This is a genomic window from Burkholderia sp. MS389 (genome assembly GCF_016899425.1).
GTDB classification, from domain to species: Bacteria; Pseudomonadota; Gammaproteobacteria; order Burkholderiales; family Burkholderiaceae; genus Burkholderia; species Burkholderia sola.
The window spans coordinates 108,118-133,733 of record NZ_CP045995.1 but is presented as its reverse complement, the minus strand read 5'-3'; the positions used below and the strand labels follow the sequence as shown (position 1 = coordinate 133,733).

At 68.0% G+C, this 25,616-nt stretch carries 23 protein-coding genes and 1 pseudogene; 8 read left to right on the top strand and 16 right to left on the bottom strand.

The genetic code is table 11. The features are described from left to right. Positions 1-18 precede the first annotated feature (18 nt). Positions 19-1,185: a branched-chain amino acid ABC transporter substrate-binding protein gene (locus GJG85_RS17190; protein WP_204384223.1), complete on the bottom strand. Its 1,167-nt coding sequence runs from the start codon at positions 1,183-1,185 to the stop codon at positions 19-21. Positions 1,186-1,363: 178 nt separating this feature from the next. On the opposite strand from GJG85_RS17190, the gene GJG85_RS17185 reads away from it, so the two are divergent. The 4 genes from GJG85_RS17185 (at position 1,364) to ahpF (ending at position 5,053) form a co-directional block, all read left to right on the top strand. After that, complete coding sequence (locus GJG85_RS17185) at positions 1,364-2,260, top strand: LysR substrate-binding domain-containing protein (protein WP_050018014.1); 897 nt, start codon at positions 1,364-1,366, stop codon at positions 2,258-2,260. A 115-nt stretch (positions 2,261-2,375) separates the two neighbouring features. Then, a complete protein-coding gene (locus tag GJG85_RS17180; protein ID WP_050018032.1) occupies positions 2,376-2,585 on the top strand; it encodes a ribbon-helix-helix protein, CopG family in 210 nt (69 codons plus the stop codon). A gap of 179 nt (positions 2,586-2,764) precedes the next feature. Continuing rightward, positions 2,765-3,328, top strand: coding sequence for an alkyl hydroperoxide reductase subunit C (gene ahpC / locus GJG85_RS17175; RefSeq protein ID WP_034179823.1), 564 nt, complete (start codon positions 2,765-2,767; stop codon positions 3,326-3,328). A 123-nt stretch (positions 3,329-3,451) separates the two neighbouring features. Beyond that, positions 3,452-5,053, top strand: coding sequence for an alkyl hydroperoxide reductase subunit F (gene ahpF, locus GJG85_RS17170; RefSeq protein ID WP_050018013.1), 1,602 nt, complete (start codon positions 3,452-3,454; stop codon positions 5,051-5,053). 96 nt (positions 5,054-5,149) lie between these two features. Here the strand turns inward: ahpF and GJG85_RS17165 are convergent, their stop codons facing one another. From GJG85_RS17165 to GJG85_RS17140, 6 genes and pseudogenes are all read right to left on the bottom strand, one after another. Then, positions 5,150-5,947, bottom strand: a complete 798-nt coding sequence (locus GJG85_RS17165) for an extensin (protein ID WP_176015365.1) — start codon at positions 5,945-5,947, stop codon at positions 5,150-5,152. A 164-nt stretch (positions 5,948-6,111) separates the two neighbouring features. After that, positions 6,112-7,011, bottom strand: a complete 900-nt coding sequence (gene lpxO, locus GJG85_RS17160) for a lipid A hydroxylase LpxO (protein ID WP_050018011.1) — start codon at positions 7,009-7,011, stop codon at positions 6,112-6,114. A 199-nt stretch (positions 7,012-7,210) separates the two neighbouring features. Beyond that, complete coding sequence (locus tag GJG85_RS17155; RefSeq protein WP_050013780.1) at positions 7,211-7,765, bottom strand: carboxymuconolactone decarboxylase family protein; 555 nt, start codon at positions 7,763-7,765, stop codon at positions 7,211-7,213. A gap of 25 nt (positions 7,766-7,790) precedes the next feature. Next, complete coding sequence (locus GJG85_RS17150) at positions 7,791-9,125, bottom strand: aspartate aminotransferase family protein (RefSeq protein WP_204384222.1); 1,335 nt, start codon at positions 9,123-9,125, stop codon at positions 7,791-7,793. A gap of 45 nt (positions 9,126-9,170) precedes the next feature. Next, positions 9,171-9,377, bottom strand: a pseudogene (locus GJG85_RS17145) (hypothetical protein); the annotation flags it as partial. Positions 9,378-9,532: 155 nt separating this feature from the next. Beyond that, positions 9,533-13,072, bottom strand: a complete 3,540-nt coding sequence (locus GJG85_RS17140) for an ABC transporter ATP-binding protein (RefSeq protein ID WP_204384220.1) — start codon at positions 13,070-13,072, stop codon at positions 9,533-9,535. 119 nt (positions 13,073-13,191) lie between these two features. On the opposite strand from GJG85_RS17140, the gene GJG85_RS17135 reads away from it, so the two are divergent. Then, entirely contained in the window at positions 13,192-14,139 is a 948-nt protein-coding gene (locus GJG85_RS17135) for a LysR family transcriptional regulator (protein WP_124630451.1), read from the top strand. A gap of 46 nt (positions 14,140-14,185) precedes the next feature. Here the strand turns inward: GJG85_RS17135 and GJG85_RS17130 are convergent, their stop codons facing one another. Next, a complete protein-coding gene (locus tag GJG85_RS17130; RefSeq protein ID WP_050013776.1) occupies positions 14,186-14,557 on the bottom strand; it encodes an MAPEG family protein in 372 nt (123 codons plus the stop codon). Positions 14,558-14,869: 312 nt separating this feature from the next. Between GJG85_RS17130 and alr the strand changes: the two genes are divergently transcribed. Next, positions 14,870-15,991: an alanine racemase gene (alr, locus tag GJG85_RS17125; protein ID WP_050013775.1), complete on the top strand. Its 1,122-nt coding sequence runs from the start codon at positions 14,870-14,872 to the stop codon at positions 15,989-15,991. A gap of 90 nt (positions 15,992-16,081) precedes the next feature. Here alr and GJG85_RS17120 read toward each other — a convergent pair whose 3' ends face one another. After that, entirely contained in the window at positions 16,082-16,876 is a 795-nt protein-coding gene (locus tag GJG85_RS17120; protein WP_050013774.1) for an enoyl-CoA hydratase, read from the bottom strand. 188 nt (positions 16,877-17,064) lie between these two features. Continuing rightward, positions 17,065-18,492, bottom strand: a complete 1,428-nt coding sequence (locus GJG85_RS17115) for an MFS transporter (RefSeq protein WP_124630453.1) — start codon at positions 18,490-18,492, stop codon at positions 17,065-17,067. Between the two features lie 137 nt (positions 18,493-18,629). On the opposite strand from GJG85_RS17115, the gene GJG85_RS17110 reads away from it, so the two are divergent. Beyond that, positions 18,630-19,508, top strand: coding sequence for a LysR family transcriptional regulator (locus GJG85_RS17110; RefSeq protein WP_185624950.1), 879 nt, complete (start codon positions 18,630-18,632; stop codon positions 19,506-19,508). A gap of 22 nt (positions 19,509-19,530) precedes the next feature. Here the strand turns inward: GJG85_RS17110 and GJG85_RS17105 are convergent, their stop codons facing one another. From GJG85_RS17105 to GJG85_RS17080, 6 genes are all read right to left on the bottom strand, one after another. Beyond that, positions 19,531-19,989, bottom strand: a complete 459-nt coding sequence (locus GJG85_RS17105) for a DUF3592 domain-containing protein (protein ID WP_050013771.1) — start codon at positions 19,987-19,989, stop codon at positions 19,531-19,533. A 145-nt stretch (positions 19,990-20,134) separates the two neighbouring features. Then, positions 20,135-20,500, bottom strand: a complete 366-nt coding sequence (locus GJG85_RS17100) for a response regulator (RefSeq protein WP_006486240.1) — start codon at positions 20,498-20,500, stop codon at positions 20,135-20,137. Positions 20,501-20,537: 37 nt separating this feature from the next. Further along, positions 20,538-21,497: a chemotaxis protein CheX gene (locus GJG85_RS17095; protein WP_050013769.1), complete on the bottom strand. Its 960-nt coding sequence runs from the start codon at positions 21,495-21,497 to the stop codon at positions 20,538-20,540. 22 nt (positions 21,498-21,519) lie between these two features. Next, a complete protein-coding gene (locus GJG85_RS17090; RefSeq protein WP_050013768.1) occupies positions 21,520-22,101 on the bottom strand; it encodes a hypothetical protein in 582 nt (193 codons plus the stop codon). Then, complete coding sequence (locus tag GJG85_RS17085) at positions 22,098-22,826, bottom strand: methyl-accepting chemotaxis protein (RefSeq protein ID WP_204384464.1); 729 nt, start codon at positions 22,824-22,826, stop codon at positions 22,098-22,100. Before GJG85_RS17085 ends, GJG85_RS17090 begins: the two co-directional genes overlap by 4 nt. A gap of 22 nt (positions 22,827-22,848) precedes the next feature. After that, complete coding sequence (locus GJG85_RS17080; protein WP_089489252.1) at positions 22,849-25,236, bottom strand: MCP four helix bundle domain-containing protein; 2,388 nt, start codon at positions 25,234-25,236, stop codon at positions 22,849-22,851. Between GJG85_RS17080 and GJG85_RS17075 the strand changes: the two genes are divergently transcribed. Then, on the top strand, positions 25,235-25,576 hold the full coding sequence (locus GJG85_RS17075; protein WP_179233165.1) for a hypothetical protein: 342 nt from the start codon (positions 25,235-25,237) through the stop codon (positions 25,574-25,576). The two genes, GJG85_RS17080 and GJG85_RS17075, sit on opposite strands and share 2 nt — an antisense overlap. Positions 25,577-25,616 lie beyond the last annotated feature (40 nt).

Below are 25,616 nucleotides of genomic sequence, written 5' to 3'. Positions count from 1 at the left end.
GTTATTGTCGTTTTATCGTTACCTGGCCGCGGTGCGCGAACCGCCGATCACGTCGACGACGACCCACTTGCCGCCTCGCACCTGGTAGATCGTGAAAGCCGGGTCCTTCAGGTTGCCTTCGGCGTCGAACGCGATGCGCCCGGTCACGCCCGGTCGATCGGCCGCACGAACGGCCGCGACCAGCTTCGCCGGCTGCGTCGTACCGGCCTTCTGCGCGGCCGCAATCAGCGTGGCGGCCGCGTCGTACGCGAACGGCGCATGCAATTCGATCGGCGCATGAAAGCGTGCCTGGTATTGCGTGTCGAACGCCTTGCCGCCCGGCATCCGGTCGAGTGGCAGGCCCGGTTCGAGCGCCGTCACGCCGTCGCCGTCCTTGCCCGCGAGCGACAGGAAGGTCTGACTCACGAAACCACCCGCGCCGAGCAGCGGCGCGTTCACGCCGAGCTGGCGCATCCGGCGCGCGATCGGCGCGGCCTGCGCGTCGAGGCCGCCGAAGAACACGAGATCCGCGCGCTTGGCCTTGATCGCGGTCAGCACGCCGCTGAAGTCGGTCGTCTTGTCGTTCACGTACTGGCGATCGACGATCGTGCCGCCGTTCGCCTGCACGCCCTTGATGAACTGATCGGCCAGCCCCGCGCCGAACGACGTGCGATCGTCGATCACCGCGATGCGCTTCGCCTTCAGCGTCTTCACCGCGTACGCACCGGTGAAATGGCCGCCGGCGTCGTCGTGACCCATGATGCGGAACGCCGTCGCGTAGCCCTGCTGCGTGTATTGATGGCCGGTGGACGCCGGCGCGATCTGTGGGATGCCCGCATCGCGGTACACGCGCGACGCCGGCACGCTGCAGCCCGTGTTCCAGTGACCGACGACGCCAATCACGTGCTGGTCGACGAGTTGCTGCGCGACCGCGACGGCCGTGCGCGGGTCGGACTGGTCGTCGGCCGCGACGAGCTTGTAGACGACCGGCTTGCCGCCGATGGTCGGATGCTTCGCGTTCGCGTCGTCGATCGCGAGTTGCGCGCCGTTCTGCAGATCCTTGCCGATCCGCGCGGACGGGCCGGTGAGCGGCGCGGCGAGACCGATCAGGACCGTCTGCGGCGCGGACTGCGCGGACGCGGGAACGGTAGCGACCAGGGCGGCCGCCGAGAAGGCGAGGCTGACGGAGAGGAAAGCGATTTTCATGTGCGGGGATCGGTCGGTTGGATCTGAAACATGAAAAATATTAAATATTCGACATCCAAACCCCAAATACCCAATTGTTGGATGCTTATGCCGTTCCAGACACATTAACGTATCACCCTGTAAATACCGGATATTTTTGTGTTGTCGCTTACCCTGACTTTTCGATAAAATTCGATACATGAAAAATATCGAACAATTGCCGCACGATCCACCGCTGCGTGCGGTGCGTGCGTTCGAAGCGTTTGCGCGTCTCGGGTCGGTCACCGCGGCGGCCAGCGAGCTCGACATCACGCCGTCGGCGGTCAGCCATCAGCTGCAACTGCTCGACGCGTTCATCCAGACGCCGCTGACGGTACGCGAAGGCCGGCTGCTCGCGCTCACCGACGAGGGACGCGACTACTACCGGTCGATCAGCGCGGCGTTCTCGGTGCTGCGCAGCGCGACGCGCTTCGTGCGCGACCGTTCGTCGCTGCGCCAGATCACCGTCAGCCTGATTCCGCTGCTCGGCATCGGCTGGTTCATCCCGCGGCTGCACGCGTTCCTGGCCGACAACACCGATGTCGACGTCACGGTGCTGTACGCGCATCACCGCAATTACCGAAGCGATGCGTCGGACCTGTCGATCCGTTTCGGCACCGGCGACTGGCCCGGCTATCGCTGCGAGCGGCTGCTGCCGGGCGCGATGGTGCCGATGTGCAGCCCGTCGTTCCTGAAGCGTCACGGGCCGTTCCGCACGCCGGCCGATCTCGCGCGCGCGCCGCTCGTGCACGACGAGGATCGCAGCACGTGGGTCAACTGGCTGCAGGGCGCCGGCGTGCGGCACGTGTCGCACGCGGTGGGGCCGATGTTCGAGGATGGGCAGCTCACGCTGAGCGCCGCCCGCGCGGATCTCGGCGCGGCGTTGCTGCGCGCGCCGCTGGTCCAGCGCGAACTGGCGAACGGCGAACTCGTGCAGCTGTTCGATCACGCGCTCGACGACGGGCGCGACTACTACCTGTGCACGCGCGAGGACGCGGACATGCCGGACGGGGCGCGGCGGCTGGCGGCGTGGTTGCGGAAGATGGCGGGGATTTGAGCGGCGCGTGTCCCGCCGACCGAACCGCGAAGCGGTATTCGCTTCGGATCGGCGGCGACCTTGCATTTGCGCAACCGCATATCGATGATGGATGCATCAAGTCATGGAGATTGCAATGCGCACGATCCCGATCGATCTGTCGGATGACCAGCATGCCGCGTTGAGCCTCATCGCAGCGACCAGGAACCGCTCCCGCGCCGAGATCATCGGCGACGCCATCGACGCCTATATCGCGCGACTCGAACACACACTTGTCAACAATGTGTTCGGTCTATGGAAGGGGCGCGAGATCGCCAGCCAGGAGGACCTGCGCTCGGAATGGTGACGACATGTACAGCCGCCCCTGCCCACCCAATGCATCCCCCGCCCGCCCCCGCCAATCAAGGGCCGGAAGCAGATAGAAAATCCCGATGCCCCGGATTGAAACAAGCAATTTCACAAGTTCAGGGTGAACCCGGATACTGGCAACACTCCACTCACCCCTGACGAAAAGGAATTGTCCAGATGCCGATCATCAACACCCAAATCAAGCCGTTCAAGGCAACCGCTTACCACAACGGCGAATTCGTGCCCGTCTCGGAAGAGAACTTCAAGGGCAAGTGGTCCGTCGTCGTGTTCTACCCGGCCGACTTCACGTTCGTCTGCCCGACCGAACTGGGCGACCTCGCCGACCGTTATGCGGAATTCCAGAAGCTGGGTGTCGAAATCTACGGCGTGTCGACCGACACGCACTTCACGCACAAGGCCTGGCACGACACGTCGGACACGATCGGCAAGATCAAGTACCCGATGATCGGCGACCCGACGCTCACGCTGTCGCGCAACTTCGACGTGCTGATCGAGGAAGAAGGGATGGCGCTGCGCGGCACGTTCGTGATCAACCCGGAAGGCGAGATCAAGCTGTGCGAAATCCATGACAACGGCATTGGCCGCGACGCAGGCGAACTGCTGCGCAAGGTCCAGGCCGCGCAATACATCGCCGCTCACCCGGGTGAAGTGTGCCCGGCCAAGTGGACGCCGGGCGCGGAAACGCTGACCCCGTCGCTCGACCTGATCGGCAAGATCTAAGGGGCGCAGCGCGCCTCGCACGAGGCGCGCGACACGCGTCACCACGGGCGGCCTCGCGCGGCCCGCGCCCTCCTCCGGCACGACGTGCCCGACCAGCATCATCAATACGGAATCCGAAACGCCATGCTCGACGCCAATCTCAAGAACCAACTCAAAGCGTACCTCGAAAAGATCACGCGCCCGATCGAACTCGTCGCCTCGCTCGACGACAGCGCGAAATCGCAGGAACTGCTGGCGCTGCTGAACGAGATTGCGTCGCTGACGGATCGCGTGACCGTGGCCGAACGCCGCGACGACGCCGAGCGCAAGCCGTCGTTCTCGATCGGCGAACCCGGCAAGCCGGCCGGCATCCGCTTCGCCGGCATCCCGATGGGCCATGAATTCACGTCGCTCGTGCTCGCGCTGCTGCAGACGGGCGGTCATCCGATCAAGCTCGACGACGACGTGATCGAACAGATTCGCGCGCTCGACGGCGACTACGCATTCGAAACGTATTTCTCGCTGTCGTGCCAGAACTGCCCCGAAGTCGTGCAGGCGCTGAACGTGATGTCGCTGATCAACCCGCGCATCCGCCACGTCGCGATCGACGGCGCGCTGTTCCAGGATGAAGTCGAATCGCGCCAGATCATGGCCGTGCCGACGATGTTCCTGAACGGTGCATCGTTCGGCCAGGGCCGCAGCAGCGTGAAGGAAATCCTCGCGAAGCTCGACACGGGCGCCAGCGAACGCGCGGCGAAGTCGCTCGAAAACAAGCCGGTGTTCGACACGCTGATCGTCGGCGGCGGCCCGGCAGGCGCGGCCGCGGCGATCTACTCGGCACGCAAGGGCATCGCGACGGGTGTCGTGGCCGAGCGTTTCGGCGGCCAGGTGCTGGACACGATGGCGATCGAGAATTTCGTGTCGGTGCAGGAAACCGAAGGGCCGAAGTTCGCGACCGCACTCGAACAGCACGTGAAGCAATACGACGTCGACATCATGGACGTGCAGCGCGCCGACGCGCTGATTCCCGGCGACGTGCACCAGATCCGCCTCGCGAACGGCGCGGTGCTGAAAGCGAAGACGATCGTCCTCGCGACCGGCGCACGCTGGCGCGAAATCAACGTGCCGGGCGAGCGTGAATACCGCAACCGCGGGGTCGCGTACTGCCCGCACTGCGACGGCCCGCTGTTCAAGGGCAAGCGCGTCGCGGTGGTCGGCGGCGGCAACTCGGGCGTCGAGGCCGCGATCGACCTCGCCGGCATCGTGAAGGCAGTCACGCTGATCGAATTCGGCACGCAACTGCGCGCGGACGAGGTGCTGCAGCGCAAGCTGCGCAGCCTGCCGAACGTGACGATCGTCACGCAGGCGCAGACGACCGAGCTGACTGGCGACGGCAGCAAGCTGAACGGGCTCGTGTACAAGGATCTGCGCTCGGGCGACACGCAGCGCATCGAGCTCGAAGGCGTGTTCGTGCAGATCGGCCTCGTGCCGAACACCGAATGGCTGAAAGGCACGGTCGAACTGTCGAAGCACGGCGAGATCGTCGTCGATGCGCGCGGCGCGACGTCGGTGCCGGGCGTGTTCGCGGCCGGCGACGTGACGACGGTGCCGTTCAAGCAGATCGTGATCGCGGTCGGCGAAGGCGCGAAGGCGTCGCTCGGCGCGTTCGACCACCTGATCCGGCAGGACGTGGCCGCGCCCGTGACGACCGCTCAGCCGCAAGCCGAGGAAGCGGTCGCCGCCTGACGGACGTCAGCCCCGACGACATTAAAGTTTGTCTCTCTTGGCCCCGCATGCTTTGGTCGGCGTGCGGGGCGCTTTTTATGCCGAAGGCGTTCGCGGTTACTTGGTCGCGCTCGGGCCGCCGTCCGCCGGCGCAGGCGCCGTCGACTTGAAACTGCTCGACTGCCTGACCAGTTGCTCGGTCATCGCGGCCGCCACCGGATTCGCGCCGGACGACCCACTCCCCTGCCGGTACGAACCGGTGCTCGCCGGCATCGAAGAGATCGACGACATCGACGGCGGCGGCAACGACGGATCGAGCTTCGCCGATTCCCTGACGAGCGCGGCGGTCTCCGGCGTTTCGGATTTCGTCGCGGCCGGCGGCGCGGCGGTGGCGTGGCGTTCGAGGCCGTCGCGCTTGCGCGGCGCGCGCTGCGTGACCTGCGCGGGTGGCATGGACTGAGCGGATTTCGCGGCCGGGGCCGGTGCCGGTGCCGGTGGGGTCGAATCCTGCGCATCCACCGTTACGACATTGACCTTCGGCGGCGGCGCAGCGGGCTTCGTCACGAGTTGCGGCTTGTCGCTGACGACCGGGACCGCGGGGGCCGGCGCAGGCGCGGCGGCGACGCGCGCGGTCGGGGCCGGCGCGGGTGTTGGTGCGGCTGGTGCTGTGGGTGCCGCGACAGCCGCCTGTTTCGGTACTGTCGCAGCAGCCGGCGCCGGCGCCGGCGGCGCGATCGCGCCCTGCACCGCGTGATCGCTGCCCGCGGACGCCGCGGCAACGGGTGCGGCCGAATCGGCGATGCCGGCGTCTTCGATCGCACGGTGGTCCGCGCGCAGGAGCATCACGTACGCGGTGCCGGCCGCGGCGACCAGGAGCCCGCCGGCGATCATCATGGTTTTACGGGTACTCGTCATGCTTGCTCACCGACCTATCGATGTGAACAAGCCATCATACGCGGCCAATGCACGTTGATCTCGCACGAATACATTTGGTTGCATTGACGGCGGCGCAAGGCCGTCGGCCCGTGCGAGGCCGCGCTATCGTCAGACGGAAAGCAACCGCCCACTCTCGCCCGTCGTCAGATCCAGAAAATCGCGACCGCGATCCCGCCGAACAGCAGCCACTTGACGATGTAGTACACGGTGCGATTCCACGCCTTCAGCCGCTTGCCGGCGCGGCGAATCGCATACAGGTACCGGAACGCGCGATTGAGCCCGCCCGTGCGATCGCCGGTTTCGTTCGGCGATGCGGCCGCGCGCATCAGCAGTTGCCCGACCGCATCGTTGACGCGCTGCGCCCAGCGATATTTCATCGGGCGCGCGACGTCGCAGAACAGGATCACGCGATCGTGCGCGGTGCGGTTTTCGGCCCAGTGCAGGTACGTCTCGTCGAACATCACGGCGTCGCCGTCGCGCCACGCGTACGCTTCGCCGTCGACGACGATCCGGCACGCATCGTCGTTCGGCGTATCGAGCCCGAGGTGATAGCGCAGCGAGCCCGCATACGGATCGCGATGCAGGCCGAGCTTCCCGCCCGGCGGCAACTGCGCGAACATCGCCGCCTTGATCGACGGCATCCGCGACAGGATCTCGACCGAGCGCGGACACAACGCCTGCGCGGACGGATGCGGCGCGTCGTACCACTTCAGGTAGAACCGCTTCCAGCCGCGGCGAAAGAACGAATTGAAGCCGATGTCGTTGTACTCGCCCGACGCCTTGATCCGGCTCGCGTCGCGCAACGCGAGCGCTTCGCGGCGAAACGTGCGCCATTCGCGCTGCAGCACCGCGAGCTCCGGAAAATGATCGGTGTCGAGAAACGGCGTGGTCGGCACCGACGAAAACGCGTACGAAAAGCAGTTCAGCGGTGCGGTAAAGGTCGAGTGGTCGGATAGTTGCCTGAACAACCGGTGCCGAACCTTGCCGCGCCGATGCGTGTACGCGACGCACACAATGAACACGATCAACAGGACCCAGCGCATCGATATTTCCCCCGTAGCTCTTTCGAAGAAATTCTAGAGACGGGGAAAATTTCCTGCTCTGACGGTGCAGTCGTGCGGCGTACGTCTTACAACGCGGCGAGATAGCCGACCGATCCGTGCCGAAACGCCCGCGTATACGGGCTTTTCCGGCAATCTGCATGCATGCGCGGCAGGCTACCGACGCACGCACCCGCGGCGATTATTCCGGAAACGGCAAATCAGTTTGTCCGTCTGCGCGCATACCGAACGTGTTGAGCGTCATCGCGACGAGCGCGTAATAGCCGAGCAGCGCGACGAGATTCACCACGGTCTCGTGGCCGAAGCGCGCCTGCGCACGCGCGAACGTCGCATCGCTCACGCGCTTCGTGTCGTACAGCTCGGTGGCAAACGCATGGATCAGCGCGTCGTCGTCCGATTCGAATGCGGGCGCGACGCCCAGCCGGATCGCGTCGGCCGTCGCGGCCGGCACGCCGGCCTCGAGCGCGATCGGATGATGGATGTGCCACTCGGCCTGCGAGCGCCAGCGCGCGGCCGTCACTAGAATCGCGAGTTCCGACAGGCGCAGCGGCAGCCCGGTGCGATAGCGGCAGAACGCGCCGAGCTTCTGCGCGTGCTGGGCCAGTTCGGGGCTCGCGATCCAGCCGAGGAACGGCCCGTTCAGATTGCCGCGCGGGCCGCTGAGAATGTCGGCGAGCACGGCCTTCTGTTCGTCGGTGGCCGACGCCGGATCGAAAGGAGGCAGTCTGTCTGTCATGGTGAGGAATCATTGAGGTCGGGGTTTACGCGCCGGCCGACGCGAGCGCCGCGCCGATCGCGCCGGACAGCCGCTCGACGATCGTGTCGATCTGCTGCGCGGTACAGACGAACGGCGGCGCGATCAGGATGTGATCGCCGTGCACGCCGTCGATCGTGCCACCCATCGGATACACCATCAACCCGCGCTGCATCGCTTCGCGCTTGACCGCCGCATGCAGCTTCAGCGCGGGGTCGAACGTCGCCTTGGTGTCGCGATCGCGCACGAGTTCGACGCCGACGAACAACCCGCGACCACGCACGTCGCCGACATGCGGATGCGCGCCGTAGTGCTCGCGCAACGACGCACGCAACTGCTCGCCGCGCGCCTTCACGTTGTCGAGCAACTTCTCTTCCGCAATCACGCGCTGCACTTCGAGCGCGGCCGCGCACGCGGTCGCGTGGCCGAGGTACGTGTGACCATGCTGGAAGAAGCCGGAGCCGTCGACGATCGTGCGATAGATGCGGTCGCTGACGAGCGTCGCCCCGATCGGCTGGTAGCCCGCGCCGAGCCCTTTTGCAATCGTCAGCAGATCGGGCGCGACACCGTCTTCGTCGCACGCATACAGGTAACCCGTGCGCCCCATCCCCGACATGATCTCGTCGAGGATCAGCAGCACGCCGTACTTGTCGCACACCGCGCGAATCTTCTTCAGGTACGTGCGCACCGGCGGCACCGCGCCGGCCGTCGCGCCGACCACCGTTTCCGCGACGAACGCCGCGACGTTTTCCGCGCCGAGTTCGACGATCTTCCGTTCGAGCTCGTCGGCGAGGCGCTGCGCGTACGCTTCGTCGGTTTCACCAGCCTGCTGGTCGCGGTACGCATAGCACGGGCTCACGTGGTGCGCTTCGATCAGCAGCGGCAGGAACGGCTCGCGCCGCCATGCGTTGCCGCCGATCGCGAGCGCACCGAGCGTATTGCCGTGATAGCTCTGGCACCGGGCGATGAAATGACGGCGCTGCGGCTCGCCCTTCTCGACGAAATACTGGCGCGCGAGCTTCAGCGCGGCCTCGATCGCCTCGGAGCCGCCCGACACGAAATACACGTGGTCGAGCCCGGCCGGCGCGGCGTCGACGAGCCGGTCGGCCAGTTCCTCGGCCACTTCCGTCGTGAAGAACGACGTATGCGCGTAGGGCAATTGCTGCACCTGCCGCTTGATCGCGTCGATCACGCGCTGGTTGCTGTGACCGAGACACGATACGGCCGCGCCGCCGCACGCGTCGATATAGCGTTTGCCGGTCGAATCGATGATCTCGATGCCGTCGCCTGCGACGGCAACGGGCAAGGTGGCGCGCGGGGCGCGATGGAAAACGGTCGTCATGCGTGGCCTCATGGATCAGGATGTGTGCGGCGCGTGCGCGGACGGCCACCCGACGCCAGCCGCGATCCCGTCCAGTTCCGCGACGAGACCGGGGTGTGCGGCGAGCGCAGCCTGCCGCAGCGCATCGACGAACGGACGGCGGCGCACGGCCTGCCATGCGTCGCTCTACTGCATGTACGCGTCGCATACCGGGCGGGCGAGCTCGCCCAGGCGCACGCGGATGTCGTGCAATAGGATCAATTCGGCCGCCATGCAGCGTGCGCCCGATTGGCCGGCCCCGTCAAACGATGTCGGGACGCACGCGGCCAGACGTTCGCAACGCACGATGACGAATTAGACAATGATGCAACATATGTTGTCAATAGCCCGCGATCGACAACACCGGATGCGGCCGGCACACCGCGCGGTCACGCCGCGACCCCGCTCGCCTGATGCGACACGAGCCGCGCATACGCGCCCTGCCGCGCCATCAGCTCCCCGTGGCGGCCGGCCTCGATCACCGCGCCCTGCTCGATCACGAGGATCAGGTCGGCATGGCGCACGGTCGACAGGCGGTGCGCGATGATGATCGACGTGCGTTGCGTCATCAGGTCCTCCAGCGCCGCGCGGATCTGCTGTTCGCTGATCGTGTCGAGGTGCGACGTCGCCTCGTCGAGGATCAGCACCGGCGCATCCTTCAGGAACGCGCGCGCGATCGCCACGCGCTGACGCTGGCCGCCCGACAACTGCACGCCGCGCTCGCCGACGCGCGTCGCGAGCCCGTCCGGCAGCCGCGCGACGAAGTCGCCGAGCGCCGCGTGGTCGATCGCGCGCCGCACGTCCGCGTCGGACGCGTCGCTCGCCGCGAGCCGGATGTTCGCTTCGAGCGTGTCGTTGAACAGGTAGGTATCCTGCGCAACGAGCGCGATGTGCTGCCGCAGATCGTCGAGCCGCAGGTCGCGCAGGTCGACGCCGCCGAGCGTCACGCGGCCCTGCTGCGGATCCCAGAAGCGCAGCAGCAGACTCGCGATCGTCGACTTACCGGCCCCCGATGCGCCGACGAGCGCGACCGTGCTGCCGGCCGGCACCTCGAAGCTCACACGGTCGATCGCGGGCACGCTGCGCCCCGGATACGTGAACGACGCCGCGTCGAACCGCACCGCCGAATTGCCCGGCATCGCGTGCGCGCCGTCCGTCACCGTCACGGGTTCCTTCTCCAGCGCGCGCAAGCGGCGCGTCGACGCGATCGTGTCGGCAAGCTGACGCGCGACCTGGCCGATCTCGGCCACCGGCATGAACGCGGCCACCGCGACCAGCACCAGCAGCGGCAGCGACTCGCGCGGAAACCCGCCGCGTGCGCACCACCACGCACCGAGCGCCGCGACGGCCAGCCCGCCGAGCCCGCTCGCGACTTCCAGCGCGGCGCTTTGCATCGACAGATCGTCGAGCAGCTTCGCGCGCTGCCGGCGGTACGCATCGACTTCGACCACGAACGCCGCGCGCCGGCGCGCGATCGCCTGGAACGCGGTGAGTTCCGCGAGCCCCTGGATCGTTTCGGTCAGATGCGCGCCGAGCTGGCCGAGCGCGTCGCGCGCGCCGGTGCCGAGCCGGTCGACGTCGCGCCGGGCCAGCACGGGCGCGAGCCCGGCCCACAGCAGGAACGGCAGCAGCACCAGCGCGAGCGGCCACGCGACCGACGCGAGCAACACCAGCACCCCGGCCGGCACGAGCACCGCGACGAACGCGGGTGCGAGCGTATGCGCGTAGAAATACTCGACGGTCTCGACGTCCTGCGTCGCGAGCGCCACGAGATCGCCGGAGCGGCGGCGCAGCAGCCCGGCCGGCGCGAGCCGTTCGAGCGTCGCGAACAGCGCGATGCGCATTTCCGCGAGCAGCCGGTACGCCATGTCGTGTGCGAGCCACGATTCGAGCCAGTGCAGCACGGCCGCGACCGGCGCGATCACGAGCAGCGCGGCCACCAGCCCGGTGCCGACATGGCCGGTCGGTACCGCGCCGACCACCCATGCGCCGATCACACCCACACCGATGAACGCGAGCACGCGGCCGATCCCGAACAGCACGGTGAGCACGACCTTGCCCTTCCACGGACGCACGAAGCGCAGCAGCGTCTGCAACGTCTCCGGCCATCCGATGGTCGCCGCGTCGTCGTTCAGCGGCAGCACCTGCGGGCCCGACGACGCGCGCGCGGTCGCGCCGGCCGCCGCCGCCGCGCCGACGGTTTCGGCGACCGCTTCCAGCTGCGGCCCCATCAGCCGTCGATACGGGCCGTCGCGCGCGATCAGCGCCGCATGCGTCCCTTCGTCGACGACCTGCCCCTGGTCGAGCACCAGGATGCGATCGGCGCCGATCACGCTGGACAGCCGGTGCGCGAGCACGAGCGTCGTCCGCCCGCGCGTGAGCCGGTCGAGCGCCTGCTGGATCAGTGCTTCGTTCTCCGCATCGACCGACGACAGCGCCTCGTCGAGCAACAGGATCGGCGCGTCGCGCAGCAGCGCGCGGGCAATCGCGATCCGCTGGCGCTGGCCGCCCGATAGCATCAGCCCGCGTTCGCCGATGCGCGTCGCATAGCCGTCGGGCAGCGACGAGATGAAATCGTGCGCGTTGGCCGCGCGCGCGGCGGCGATCATGTCCGCGTCGCTCGCGTCCGGGCGGCCGAGCCGCAGGTTGTCGGCGACGCTGCCGTCGAACAGCGTCGCATCCTGCGCGACGACCGCGATCATCTCGCGCACCTGGTCGGCATCGAGCGTGCGCACGTCGTGGCCGCCGATCCGGACCGCACCGCCCTGCGCGTCGTGCTGGCGCAGCAGCAGCCGCACGATGGTCGACTTGCCGGCCCCGCTCGGCCCGACGATCGCGACCGTCTCGCCCTCGCGCACCGTGAAGCTCAGCGCCGCATGCGCGTCCGCGCGGCGCCCCGGATACGCGAAGCTGACGTCGTCGAACACGATCTCCGGCCGTAGGCCCGCTACGCGCGGCGCGTCGACGGAACGCGCATGATCGCCCGCGTCGAGCAGCGCATGGACCGCATTCGCCGCCGACTGGCCGATCATCCCCTGATGCAGCACCGCGCGCAGGTCGCGCAGCGGCCGGAAGATCTCGCTGCCGGCCATCAGCACGATCAGCAGCGCTTCGAGGCTCATGTCGCCGTGCTGCACGCGCCACGCGCCCACCGCGATCGCCGCGGCCGCGCCGAGGCCGGTGCCGAGATCCGTGAAGAGCCGCGTCAGCAGCCCGAGCGCGAGCACCCAGAACGTGCTGTCCGACAGCGCGCGCGCCTTCGCGGCCAGCTTCGCGCCGAACGCGGTGCTCTGCCCGAACGCCTTCAGCGTCGGCAGGCCCTGCACCGCGTCGAGAAACTCCTCGCCGAACGCCTTGAACGCGGTCGAACGCGCGAGCGCCGCGCGCTTGTCGGCGCGATGCACGAGTTGCGGCAGCGCGAGCGTGACGAGCGCCGCGACCAGCAGGATCGCGGCCGTCGGCACATCCCACCACGCGAGCACCGCGAAGATCATGACCGGCGCGCACGCGGCGATCACGAGCTGCGGCAGGTAGACGCCGAAGAAGGTCTGCAACTGCTCGACGCCGTCGACGACGGCCAGCATCACGCCGCCCGTGCGTTCGCCGCTGAACCACGCGGGGCCGAGCGCGGCGATCCGGTCGAACAGCCGCGCGCGCAGCGTCGCCTGCACGCGGCCCGCCGTCTGCTGCGCGAGCACCGTGCGGCGATGGTCGAGCCATGCGCGCAGCAGCACGCAAGCCGCCGTTGCGGCGACGGCCTCACCGATGCCGCGCGCCGGCGCGCCGGAAAACACCAGCGCCAGCACGCGGCCGAGAAACACGAAGCGCAGGATGCCGACACCCATCGCGAGCAGCCCGAGCGCGACGGCAGCCGCCACGCGCCAGCGCAGTCCCACCATCATTGCCCATAGTCGTCGGTCGAAATACATGCAGCCCTCCGGTCGGTGTTTCGTTGCGTTTTTATGGACCGGATCGAGGCTACCCGCGCCGCTCGCGCGCGGCAAAAGATGATTTTTCAACGGGTGTTGAGTCAACTACAATACCCCGCATGTCGCACCTTCCTCCCCTCAGCGCGCTGCGTGCTTTCGAGGCGGCCGTCCGCCTCGGCGGGTTCGCGCGCGCGGCGGCCGAGCTGAACGTGTCGACCAGCGCGGTCAGCCACCAGATCCGTTCGCTGGAGGAATCGCTCGGCGCGCGGCTGCTCGAACGCAGCACGGGGCTCGGCGGCATCGGCCTCACGCCGGCCGGCGCGCGGCTGCTGCCGGCGGTCGACGATGCGCTGTCGCGTCTGACCGACGCGTGCGCCGAGATTCGCGGCACCGCACAACGGCTCACCGTGTCCGCCAACGCGCCGTTTTCGTCGATGTGGCTCGCGCGCCGTCTCGCGGAATTCTCGTCGCTGCATCCCGACACCCCGCTGCATGCGGTCGTGCTCGACGACGAGCCGGATTTCGCGCGCAGCAGCGTCGATCTGGCGATCGTGCACGTGCCCGTGCATCGGCTGCGCGCAGACGACGACGTGCTGATCCGGGAAACCGTGTTTCCGGTCTGCAGCCCCGAACTGTTTCCGTACGCATCGGAGCACGTCTGCCGCTCGCGGCTGCTGCAGGAGATGCACGAGGACAGCCCCGAGATCGACTGGCGCAACTGGGCCGTGCACTTCGGCTTGCCGGACGACTTCGACACGAAGATCGTCCGCTACAGCAGCTTCAGCCAGGTGATCGGCGCGGCCGTCGGCGGCGCGGGCATCGCGCTCGGCCGCGTGCCGCTGATCGAGCCCGAACTGCGCAGCGGGCGCCTGGTGCCGCTGGTGCCGGGTCTCGCACGCGATGCGTCATGGCGCTTCGTGCTGCGCCGCCATCCGTCGACGCGGCACCGGCTGCTCGATCCGTTGATCGCGTTCCTGCGCAGCGAAGCGGCCGCGCCGCCGTTCGTGTCGAAGATCGTTGCGCCCGCATCCAATGACCGTCACGCACGGGACGCGGGCCGCGCCTGAGGAGCCGGCCTGCAAGGCCGGCGGCGCGTTGCCGGTGGGCGGCCGCTTACGGCGTCGCGAAGAACAGCCCGACGACGCACGCCATCCCGCCGAACCATACGAGCGAACGCAGCGACGCCCAGTTCAGCAGGTACATCAGCGCATAGACGACGCGGATCGCGACGAACGCGATCGCGAGCTGGTCGACGCGATGCACGTTCGCGCCGTTGTGCCACGCCACCAGCAGCGCGACCGCGAACAGCGCGAGCGCTTCCCATGAATTCTGATGCGCGGCCTGCGCGCGGGCGCGCCAGCCTTCGAGCTTCGCCAGGTAGTCGCGCGGCGTACGGTTGTCGTAACCCTTGCGGGCCTTGGCGAGAAACGTCATCGGGAACGGCAACAGCGCCACGATGAACAGGCACAGCTGGGACGTCGTCATCAAAGTCTCCTCCGTTATGATTACATTGATCAATGACAAGATCGCCGAGAGCTTAGCATTGCGCCGTGCCGTTCGCGCACGGGTTTTCTAGACGGGAGACTCGGCCGCACACGCCGCGGATGACGGCGCCCGGCCCGCGCCGCCGCCAAAATTTCCACCAAATCATCGACAAATACGTTAATTAAAACTGGTCGAACACCCATAACATAGCGCTCAACACTGGCTAGACGCGGCCCGCGCGCGGCCAGCCCCGGCCAGCCCTTTTCCCCCGCGCTACCCTGCGCCGAACGACATCCGACCCGAGCCCTTGCCATGCCCCGTCCCATCGTCGCCCATATCCGCCCCGACGCCGTTCGCCACAACCTCGACTTCATCCGCCGCACCGTCGCGCCATCGCGCGTGTGGGCCGTGATCAAGGCCAACGCGTACGGCCACGGCATCGAACGGATCTACCCGGGCCTCGCGGCCGCCGACGGCATCGCGCTGCTCGATCTCGACGAAGCCGTGCGCGTGCGCGAGCTCGGCTGGGACAAGCCCGTGCTGCTGCTCGAAGGCGTCTTCGAACCGGCCGACGTCGAGCTGGCCGATCGCCATCGGCTGACGGTCGCCGTGCACTGCGACGAACAGCTCGACCTGCTGATCGCCGCGAAGCCGCGGCAGCCGATCGACATCCAGTTGAAGATGAATTCCGGCATGAACCGGCTCGGCTACCGGCCGGCCGTGTTCCGCGCCGCGTGGGAACGCGCGGCGAGCGCGCCGTCGATCGGCAAGATCACGCTGATGATGCATTTTGCGAACGCCGACGAAGGCGAAGTCGACTGGCAGCTCGACCAGTTCGATGCGACCACGGCCGGGATTCCGGGCGAGCGCTCGGTGTCGAATTCGGCGGCCGTGCTGTGGCATCCGCGCGCGCACCGCGACTGGGTGCGGCCCGGCACGATCCTGTACGGTGCGTCGCCGACCGGCGCGGCGCGGGATATCGCGGACACGCCGCTGACGGCCGCGATGACGCTGACCAGCAAGATCATCGGCGTGCAGACGCTCGCGCCCGACGAAACGGTCGGCTACGGCCGCCGCTTCACGGCCGACCGGCCGATGCGGATCGGCGTCGTCGCGTGCGGCTACGCGGACGGCTATCCGCGCCACGCGCCGACCGGCACGCCGATCGCAGTGGACGGCGTGATGACGCGCGTCGTCGGCCGCGTGTCGATGGACATGCTGACCGTCGACCTGACGCCGTGCCCGAACGCGGGCATCGGCTCGAGCGTCGAGCTGTGGGGCGACCAGGTGAAGGTGGACGATGTCGCGGAAGCCAGCGGCACGATCGGCTACGAGCTGATGTGCGCGCTCGCGCGCCGCGTGCCGGTCGTGATCGTGCCGCCCGGCGCGTCGACCGTGCAACCGGCGCTGCGCACGGGGAGCTACGGACGCTGACCGGAGGCGCTGCGGCGGGGCGTCACGTCGTAGCGCGTTGCACCCACCGTCGGGGAGACAACGCGGTCCCTGCCCACCTCCGTCACCGCATCACGAACGCCACGTCGGCTTGCGCTTCTCGAGGAATGCGTCGATCCCCTCGCCCGCATCCTCTTCCATCATGTTGCGCGCCATCGCGTCGCCCGCGTACGCATACGCTTCGTCGAGCGGCAACTCGCGCTGACGATAGAACATCTGCTTGCCGACCCGCACCGCGGCCGGACTCTTCGCGACGATCTCCGCGACCTTGCGCGCGACGGCCGCATCGAGCGCGTCCTCGGGCACGGCTTCGTTGACGAGCCCCCACGCGGCGGCCGTCGCCGCATCGACGAAACGGCCGGTCACCAGCATGTCGAACGCGCGCTTGGCCGCGACGTTGCGGCTCAACGCGACGGCCGGCGTCGAGCAGAACAGCCCGACATTGATGCCCGACACCGCGAAGCGCGCGGTATCGGCCGCGATCGCGAGGTCGCATGCCGCGACGAGCTGGCAGCCGGCCGCCGTCGCGATGCCATGCACGCGCGCGATCACCGGCACCGGCAACGCGCGCATCGCGAGCATCACGCGGCTGCACTGCGCGAACAGCGTGCGGTAGTAGTCGAGTTCGGGCTTGCCGCGCATCTGCCGCAAGTCGTGGCCGGCGCAGAACGCCTTGCCTTCGGCCGCCAGCACGACGCAGCGCACGTGCGGATCGGCGGCCAGCGTATCGAAGGCATCGTGCAAAGCCGAGAGCATCGCTTCGGACAACGCGTTGAACTGCTGCGGGCGATTCAGGCGCAGCGTGACGACGCCGTCGTGCGCGTCGCGCAGCAGGATCGGCTCGGCTGTCTCGTGAATGGGTTCCATGGTGTTCCGCTTGACGGGTTCGGCAGGTTTCGATGCAGCGCGACCGGGCGAAACGCTTATCCGTCCGTTCGCGGCATCGTCACGAAATGGTCCTCCACATTCCGCACGGCGTCCAGCCGCGGTGCCGCACGCGCACGCGCATGCGTGGCGGTCAGCCGGCCATGCGCAACGCCCGTGCCCGTCTCGCGTCAACGGCGTCGTTGCGCGGCGTCCGCGCGGCCTGCCGTCCTCGCGGCCAGCGCGGCGATCGCATAGGCGACGCAGCCGAGCGCCGCGACCGCCCACAGCGCATCGGTCAGATCCGGCAACAGTATCGTCGCGGCGCCTGCCACGGCCACGCCGAGCAGGCTGCCGGCCTGACGTGCCGCGTTGAGGAACCCGGATGCCACGCCCGCCGCGTCGGCAGGCACCTGTTCGAGCACCGTCGCGATCATCGGCGCGACCGACAACGCGGTCCCGGTGCCGAAGGCGGCCATGGCGATCCAGACCACCGGCCACCGCGCACGCAGCGCGAGCGCAAGCGCGATCGCCGGAATGGCCAGCGCGGCCATCGCAAGACCGTTCGCCATCAGCGTGACCGGACGAACGCGGCCATGCAGTTTTCCCGACAGCAGATTGCCGAGCGACAGACTCAGCGCGAACGGCAGCAGCGTCAGCCCGATTTGCCGCGCGCTCATGCCGAAGCGCCCGTGCAGGTACAGGCTCAACACGAACAGCAACCCGAAGTAGCCGACATAGACGAGACTGCCCATCAGGTTCATCGCGACGAACACGCGATTGCGAAACCACGCGAGCGGCACCATCGGATGGCGCGCACGCCGCTCGACGACGACCAGTACCCCGGCGGCGAGCGCGGCGATCAGCAATGCGGCGCGGACCTCCGTGGCGCCGGCGCCGCGGGTCGGCAATTCGATCACCGCGAAACATAGCGCGCCGAGCGCCGCCGCACCGACGCACTGGCCGGCCCAGTCGAAGTGGCGCACATCCCGCGCGACCGATGCGCGAACGAGCGCCGCCGCGCCGGCAAACGCGACCGCGCCGGTCGGCACGTTGATCAGGAACGCGCTGCGCCAGCCCAAATCGTCGACGAGGATGCCGCCCAGCACCGGCCCCACCGCGACCGCGACCGACGCGATGCCGGCCCACACCGCGATTGCCCGCGCGCGCTCGGCCGGCACGTCGAACGTGCTGCGCACGATCGCGAGCGATGCGGGCAAAAAGAGCGCGGCACCCATGCCCTGCACGAAGCGCGCGGCCACGAGGATCGCCACCGACGACGCGACGCCGCACGCCGCCGATGCGCCGACGAACAGCGCCAATCCGGCAAGGTACACGCGCTTCGCGCCGAACCGGTCGGACAGCGCACCGCCCGCGAGGATCAGCGCGGCGAAGCTGAGCGTATAGGCGTCGACGATCCACGCGAGTTCCGCGACCGTCGCGCCGAGGCTCGTGCGCATCGCCGGCAGCGCGACGTTGACGATGGTCGAATCGAGCACCGCCATGAACATGCCGACCGCGACGAGCGCGAGCGTCAGGCGCTGCTCGCGCTTCGTCGCGCGGCTCGGGGCCGCCACAGCGAGGGGAACGGGGACGGAAACGGAACGGCAATCGGACATGACACCTCCATGCGGATGCCGGAAGTCTAGGACCGGGCGCGCGATGCGGAAAAGTGATAATTTCGCATTTCCCCGATGCAGATTTGCATCACCGTTTCCCGTCCGTCGCCGCCTGTCCGATGACACAATCAGTCCGTATGAACTGGGACAACGCCCGCTTCTTCCTTGCGCTGGCGCGCACCGGCACGCTGCGCGGCGCCGCGACGCAGCTGAACGTCGACCAGGCGACGGTCGGGCGCCGGATCGCCGCGCTCGAGGACGAACTGTCGGCCCGGCTGTTTCTGCGCACGCCGTCCCTCTATGTACTGACGACCGCGGGCGAAGCGCTGCTTGAACCGGCCGAAACGATGGAGCGCGCGTCGCTCACGATCGAACGCCGGGTAATGGGGCTCGACGAGCAACTGGCCGGGTCCGTGCGGATCGCGACGACCGACACGCTCGGCAAGCGCTTCGTCGTGCCCGCGATCGCCCGCGTGCGGCGCCGGCATGCCGGCATCGACGTCGTGTGCGTGACGTCGGCGCAAATCACCAACCTCACGCGCCGCGAGGCGGATCTCGCGATCCGCACGTTGCGGCCGGAATCGCCGGACCTGATCGCCAGGCGGCTCGGGCATCTCGAAACGGGCATCTACGCATCGCGCGCCTACCTGGCCGAACGGGGCGAACCGGTCGCGGGCAGCGCGTTCGACGGGCACGATCTGGTGATGTATCAGCAGCCGGTGGTGCCGACGATGTGGGACGCGCTGTGCGGCGAGCCGACGTCGCGCGGCCGCGTGATGTTCCAGACCTCGTCGACGATGATGCTGGTGGAGGCGACGCTGGCGGGGCTCGGAATTTCGGAGCTGCCGTGCTTCCGCGCCGACACCGAGCCGGAACTCGTGCGACTCATGCCGCAGCGGTGCAATCATTTCGACGTGTGGCTCGTCGCCCATGCCGATCTCTACAAGACCGCGCGCGTGCAGGCGGTGATCGAAGCCGTCGTCGAGGAGTTCGCGACGGCGGCGGCGAGCCGATAGCCAGCCTCCACGCTTCAGGGCGTCAGCGCGCCGTCGCGTTCCGCCCGCTGCGCCATGCACGCACACCCGACCACAACTGACCGACGCCGACGGCGAAAAACACCGCCCCCATCGCGCCGATCGCCAGCACGCCGCCCCAGATCGCGCCGAACGTATTCATCCGCGCGGTCATCTTCGGCGCGTCCGGCGCATAGCGCACTTCGACCGTCGCGCCGTCCTGCACGCTGACATCGCCGCCCTGCGCATATTCGACCCGCTCGCCCGTGAGCGTCGTAAACGCGATCTCCGGATGATGCGTGCCCGCGTTCAGCTTGACGACACGCCCCGGCACGACGACCGACGTTCGCAGGAATTCGCGCGTCGACTGCGCGTACAGCGCGACGCCGATCAGGATGCACGTGCCCACGATGGTAAAAACGACGCCCTTCGCGATCTGCATTCCCGTGTGCCGCGCAGCGGGTCGCCCGTATTCGGATGCCATCGGTTTCGTTCCGTTCCTGATGTTCGTCAATGCCGGGCGTGCGGCGCACGATGCGCCGCCACGCCGCCCTCGGCATCCGGCAGGATACGGACATCCCGGCGCGCTGTAAATTGCGCGCGCAACCGTTCGACGGCCCGCGGGCGCGTCAGCCCGCCAGCTTCTTCAGCGCGTCGAGCACCGCGTCGCCCTTGAACGGCTTCACGATCCAGCCCTTCACGCCGGCGGCCTTGCCGCGCTCCTTCATCGCCGGGCTGCTCTCGGTCGTCAGCATCACGACGTTCACCGCCGTGTTCGCCAGTTCGCCGCGAATCTTCTCGACCATCGTCAGCCCGTCCATGTTCGGCATGTTCACATCGCTGATCACGAGCCGCACGCCGGGCGTCGCCTTGAGCTTCGCGAGCCCGTCCTTGCCGTCGACGGCCGTCGCGACGTCGAGCCCGTGATTGCGCAGGAAGCCGGCGACTTCGTCGCGCACCGTGCCCGAATCGTCGACCACCAGAATCTTTGCCATGTCGTATTCCCCTTTTCGTTGTTGCTGACTTCAACATTCAAAACAGTTCGAGTTCGCCGGACTCGACCATCGGCCCGACGTCCTGCACCGATTCGCGGAAATCCTCCGGCGACCAGCTGAGGCTGAACACGAAACGCTGGTCGAGACGGACCGAGCGCCCCGATGCCGGATCGGTCATCCGGTACTTGAAACAGAGCTGCGGACAGTCGCCGCCGAACGAGATGAACTTCTGCTTGTGATTGACGACGAGCGGCACCTGCACCGGATGGCGCGCCAGCGCCTCCGCGTCGCCGAGATAGCGGTTCTTGAACGCGCCCCACACGAGGTTGGTCAACTCGCCGAGCACGCTGTTCACGTCGCGGAAATCCGGCGCGCGGCCGCCGTCGCGCGTGCCGCCGATCATGTCGAGCAGCGGCTGCTCGCTCGTCTGCAGCAGCATGTAGCCGCGGCACCATGCGCTTTCGAGCGCGATCAGGCTGAACACTTCGCCGAAGATGATCTGGTCGCGCACGATGCACGGCGTGTCGTGCTCGATCGTCATGCCCGGAAACAGGCTGTCGAGGCGCGCCTCGGTGATCTCCGAGATGCCGCGCACCAGCGCGTTCGGGTAGTCGCGGCCGAACAGATATTCGTCGATCGCGCGCGCGAGCGGCGTCATGTCGTCGGCGACGTAGGCCGCGCAGGCGACGCGTGCCAGCGCATCGGGCAGCCCGTCGCGCGACGCGAGCGATTCGCGGCGCAGGATGATCGGCAGCTCGGGCCGCAGCGCGTCGATCTGCGTCGCGATGATCGCGCTCTCGGCCGGCGAGCCGCCGTAATCCTCGGCGAGCAGGATCGCGCCGAGATCGATGTTCGAGCGCAGCACCTTCAGCAGCCGGCTGCGCCGCACGGTCAGGCCGACCAGGTTGTGCGCGTCGCAGAAACGCTTGAGCGCGTCGGCGTGCACGCGGCTGTCGTCGAGTACGAGCACCTTGCTGACGGGTTGGTCTTCGGTCATCTGATGGACTCCTGATGGTCGGTCAGAACAGTTCGAGCTCGCCGCCGGTATCGACCGTGGCCGTTTCCGGCACGTGGAAATCGACCGGCGCGTTCGCGCACACGCACAGCGTCGCGCCGACCCGCACGTCGCCGTCGAGCGTCAGGTCGTATGCGGCGACGTAATCGGGCGAGAGCGCGTGCATGAAGTCGAGGCTCGCGCCGCTCAGCAGGTAAGGCGTCGACATCCCGAGATCGGGAAACGGCGCGGTCAGCGCCTGGTTGATCGCGCCGCAACACAGGTTCGCGACTTCCATGAACGCGTCGGTCAGCGGCCGCTGGCTGTTCGCGCCCGCCGTCGCACCGGCGAAATGGCGACGCGTCGCGTCGTCGTCGCTGAAGCGCAGCGCGAGCAGCAGCCGGAAATGCAGCGCCGAGATCGTCAGCACGACGACATGTCCGGTCACTTTCGGCTTCGATCGCGACTTCGCTTGCACGCGATCCGGCGCATCGTGTTCATGCCCGGCGGCCGGCCGGATGTCGCACACGCCGCCGGCCGCGAGCCGCGTGCGCGCGGCATCGAAGAAGATCCGCTCGAACCCGGCCCTCGCCTGCGCGCTGATCACGCGGCTTCTCCTTCGATCCGTGCATGCAGTTGCCCGGCCAGCGTCTCGACGGTCGCGAGCGCGGCCGTGATCATCTTGCCGCCGGCCTGGATGTCCTGGAACGTCGCGGCCGTCACGAGATCGTTGCGGTTCAGGCTGTCGCGATAGCTGTTCGACAGCTCCTGCGAGCGCGCGGCCAGCCCGCGCACCTCGCTCGCGACGATCGAGAAGCCGCGCCCGGCCGTGCCTGCACGCGCGGCCTCGATCGACGCGTTCAGCGACACGATCGACACGTGCGCGACGATCGCCGACAGCTCCTGGTTCTTCGCGCGCATGTCCTGGTTCTGCGTGGTCAGCGAGATCATCTGCTCGTGCCAGCGCTCGAACGTGCCGGCGAGCCCGCGCAAACGCGCGGCTTCGTCGGCGATCTTCTGCGCATGCTGCGCGAGCGCGGCGCGCTCGGCCGACAGCGCCTGCACCGCGTCGCGCTGCGCGCCGTTCGCGGATGCCTCGCGCGTCAGCGCCTCCTCCAGCTGCGCCTCGCGTTGCGCCCATGCGTCGGCTGCTTGCGCATGCGCCGACGCCGCTTCATCGGCGCGTGCGGCGGCTGCGTCGAGCGCACCGCGTAACGCGTGCGTGTCGCGTTCCATCGACGCGACGAGCCGTTGGCGCATCACGCGAAACACGACCGCCGCCGCGACCGCGACGACCCCGCCGCCCGCCAGCGCGGCGGCCATCTGGATCATCCATGCCTGCACGATCACGCCGTCACTCCGCCGCGCCGATATCCGCGCTGCGCGCGCGCTGCGCGTGCCCCGCGCCGTGCGCGGCACCGTCCGCCGCGAAGCGCGCCGGCAGCGACACGATCGTCTCGAACGCGCGATACGGCGCGCCGACGCGATCGTCGGTGAAGCGCAGCGCGATATCGCCGCCGTCGCGCTTCAGGAAGTTGCGCACCGCGTCCATGCCGACGCCGCGCCCCGATACTTCGGTCACCATCTGAGCGGTCGAGAAGCCCGGCCGGAAGATCAGCTCGGCGACGTCCTCGTCGGACAGCGCCGCTTCGCTCGCGGCATCGATCCAGCCGCGCTCGCGCGCGATGCCGCGAATCCGGTCGAGCGCGAGGCCGCGGCCGTCGTCGGCGAGCACGAACCACAGTTCGCCGCCGCCCACGCCGACCGCGATGTCGATCGTGCCGGACGCCGGCTTGCCGGCCGCGCGCCGCGCGTCGGACGATTCGATGCCGTGGTCGATCGCATTGCGCAGCAGGTGCATGAACACGTTCTTCAGCGTCGCGACGATCTCGCTGCGCACGCGCTGGCCGTGGCTGTCGATATGCACGACGGGCGCCGGCTTGCCGAGCTCGGCCGCGAGCGACGGCAGCGATTCGATCACGCCGCCGAGCGCGTCGCCGATCCCTTGCGTGCCGAGCTGGCTCAGCATGCGGCGCACCGCATCGCGCGCCGCGTGCCAGTCGGACGCGTTCGCCGGATCCGCGCCGTCGAGCACGCGCAGGCTCTCGCTGATGTGCGCGCGCTCGACCATCAGGAAATCGGCGCCATTCGGTGCCGGCTCGCCGCTGCGGCCGAGCGTGACCGCGTTGATCGTCGCGTAGTGGTCGACGGCCTCGCGTACGCGCGCCAGGTCGTCCATCAGCGCGTCGCGGTTCCACTCGGGGCCGCCGTCCGCGCGGCGCAGCGATTCGTACGCCTGCTCCGCTTCGTGGACGATGTTCGTCAGGTGCTGCAGGCTGTACGTGCGTGCATTGCCCTTGATCGTGTGCATGTTGCGGAACAGCGCCGCGACGATCGAGTGATCGACGCGCTCGTGCTGGCGGATCATCCGTTCGTTCTCGCTGAGGAAGCCCTTCGCGCTGTGCACGAAGTCGTGGAACTTGTCCTGGCTGATCGACAGAATCTCGCCGATCATCTCGAGGCGCCGCTGCTGTTCGCCGGCCTGCGCGGTCAGCTCGCGGATCTCGGTCACGTCGCGCACGCACAACATCAGGCGCACCACGGTGTCGGTCTCGTCGGTGATCGCCGACCAGCTCAGGTCGAGCCACTTCTCTCGGCCGTCCGGCATCCGCTTCGCGACTTCGTTGACGAGCAGATGCTCGTTGAACTCGAAGTTCATGCTGTCCTCGCCGAGGCACGCATGCACGGCCGCGTCGACCTGCGAGCGCGCGTCGGCGCCGATCGCCGAATCGTCGAACACGAGCGCCATCAGGTCGCGCCCGGCGATGTCGTTCGTCTCGAAGATGGTTTCGAGGTACGCCGAATACTCCGCATGCACGACGCCGCCTTCGACGACGGTCAGGATGCCCTGCTGCATGTTTTGCAGCATCGCCTGGATGTCGGCTGTCTTCTGCTTCAGTTGCGCGGCGTTCTCCTGGATCTTCTCGATCATCCCGTTGAACGCGACGATCGAATGGCCGATTTCGTCCATCCGACCCACCGGCACGCGGCGCGTGAAATCCTGGCTCGTCGCGATCTCGCTCATCGCCGTCTGCATCCCGATCAGCGGGCGCGTGATCTGGCGATACAGCACGAAGCCGAGTACGGTCAGCAGCACGATCACCGTGCCGGCGACGCCCGCGATCGCAGTCGCCGTGGTCGCGAGCATCCCGTTCAACGCGCCGATCGCGTCGTCCTTCTGGCGGTTCTTCTCGACGCGCAGCGTGTCGACGATGCTTTCGAGTTCGTCGCGATACTGCGCGACGTTCGCGAACAGGTACGCCTGCGCCATCTCGACCTTGCCGTCCGTCTTCATCTTCACGGTGTCGTCGATCGCCGCGAAATAGTTCGCGGCGCTGTCCTTCGCCTGCGCGACGAGCCCTTCCTGCGCGCGGCCGACCGCCGATTTCGCCTGCCCGTCGAGCGCGGCGCGCAGTGCAGCCTGCTTCGCCTTCAGCTCGTCGCGCGCCTGCGCGGCGGTGTTCGCGTCGGGCGCGTAGACGAGCGTCATCGTCGCGATCTGGATGTTCTTCACGTCGGCGACGAGATCCGCCGACGCAAGCGCGCTCGGCACGATTCCCTGGGTGACCTGACGCACCTCGGACGCGCTCTTGCGCGTCTGGTACACGGCGTAGACGCCGATCGCGGACAGCGCGAAGAACGTCAGGACGACTAGCAGCGTAATGCGATGACGGATGGTCATGAGTACAGCTCCCCGCGGCGATCCGGGTTCGATCGCCCATTTGTCTATTGAAAGAATGAGCGCCGCATTATCGGGGATGGTGTATGACTGTCCGATGACCGAAAACCAATCGATCATCGAGGAAATCGCAATGATCAATTGCGCACGGAAATGCCTAAAGTTTTTTGCGGATTTGCCGTTAACTTTCCGCCGCCATGCCCCGTACGGCTGCGGCGCTCGACGAATCGCCGGAATAGCGGAAATTCATTGTTTTATTCATTCGCGCAACATCCGTCTTATTGAATTCCGGCAAAACGTTTGCGCATTATCGACGGGCGGTTTGTTTTGGTGTTTTTTATAATCGTCTCAGTATTCGCCCGGCTGGTTCGTTAATGTCGACT

Excerpts from the sequence above, each read along its gene's own strand:
- GJG85_RS17190 (WP_204384223.1), bottom strand. The coding sequence starts at position 1,185 with ATGAAAATCGCTTTCCTCTCCGTCAGCCTCGCCTTCTCGGCGGCCGCC.
- GJG85_RS17110 (WP_185624950.1), top strand. The coding sequence starts at position 18,630 with ATGAACTGGGACAACGCCCGCTTCTTCCTTGCGCTGGCGCGCACCGGC.
- GJG85_RS17135 (WP_124630451.1), top strand. The coding sequence starts at position 13,192 with ATGTCGCACCTTCCTCCCCTCAGCGCGCTGCGTGCTTTCGAGGCGGCC.
- lpxO (WP_050018011.1), bottom strand. The coding sequence starts at position 7,011 with ATGCGCTGGGTCCTGTTGATCGTGTTCATTGTGTGCGTCGCGTACACG.
- GJG85_RS17095 (WP_050013769.1), bottom strand. The coding sequence starts at position 21,497 with ATGACCGAAGACCAACCCGTCAGCAAGGTGCTCGTACTCGACGACAGC.
- GJG85_RS17185 (WP_050018014.1), top strand. The coding sequence starts at position 1,364 with ATGAAAAATATCGAACAATTGCCGCACGATCCACCGCTGCGTGCGGTG.
- alr (WP_050013775.1), top strand. The coding sequence starts at position 14,870 with ATGCCCCGTCCCATCGTCGCCCATATCCGCCCCGACGCCGTTCGCCAC.
- GJG85_RS17115 (WP_124630453.1), bottom strand. The coding sequence starts at position 18,492 with ATGTCCGATTGCCGTTCCGTTTCCGTCCCCGTTCCCCTCGCTGTGGCG.
- GJG85_RS17100 (WP_006486240.1), bottom strand. The coding sequence starts at position 20,500 with ATGGCAAAGATTCTGGTGGTCGACGATTCGGGCACGGTGCGCGACGAA.
- GJG85_RS17105 (WP_050013771.1), bottom strand. The coding sequence starts at position 19,989 with ATGGCATCCGAATACGGGCGACCCGCTGCGCGGCACACGGGAATGCAG.
- GJG85_RS17085 (WP_204384464.1), bottom strand. The coding sequence starts at position 22,826 with ATGATCCAGATGGCCGCCGCGCTGGCGGGCGGCGGGGTCGTCGCGGTC.
- GJG85_RS17075 (WP_179233165.1), top strand. The coding sequence starts at position 25,235 with ATGAGTACAGCTCCCCGCGGCGATCCGGGTTCGATCGCCCATTTGTCT.
- GJG85_RS17180 (WP_050018032.1), top strand. The coding sequence starts at position 2,376 with ATGCGCACGATCCCGATCGATCTGTCGGATGACCAGCATGCCGCGTTG.
- GJG85_RS17140 (WP_204384220.1), bottom strand. The coding sequence starts at position 13,072 with ATGTATTTCGACCGACGACTATGGGCAATGATGGTGGGACTGCGCTGG.
- GJG85_RS17165 (WP_176015365.1), bottom strand. The coding sequence starts at position 5,947 with ATGACGAGTACCCGTAAAACCATGATGATCGCCGGCGGGCTCCTGGTC.
- GJG85_RS17150 (WP_204384222.1), bottom strand. The coding sequence starts at position 9,125 with ATGACGACCGTTTTCCATCGCGCCCCGCGCGCCACCTTGCCCGTTGCC.
- ahpC (WP_034179823.1), top strand. The coding sequence starts at position 2,765 with ATGCCGATCATCAACACCCAAATCAAGCCGTTCAAGGCAACCGCTTAC.
- GJG85_RS17080 (WP_089489252.1), bottom strand. The coding sequence starts at position 25,236 with ATGACCATCCGTCATCGCATTACGCTGCTAGTCGTCCTGACGTTCTTC.
- GJG85_RS17120 (WP_050013774.1), bottom strand. The coding sequence starts at position 16,876 with ATGGAACCCATTCACGAGACAGCCGAGCCGATCCTGCTGCGCGACGCG.
- GJG85_RS17155 (WP_050013780.1), bottom strand. The coding sequence starts at position 7,765 with ATGACAGACAGACTGCCTCCTTTCGATCCGGCGTCGGCCACCGACGAA.
- ahpF (WP_050018013.1), top strand. The coding sequence starts at position 3,452 with ATGCTCGACGCCAATCTCAAGAACCAACTCAAAGCGTACCTCGAAAAG.
- GJG85_RS17130 (WP_050013776.1), bottom strand. The coding sequence starts at position 14,557 with ATGACGACGTCCCAGCTGTGCCTGTTCATCGTGGCGCTGTTGCCGTTC.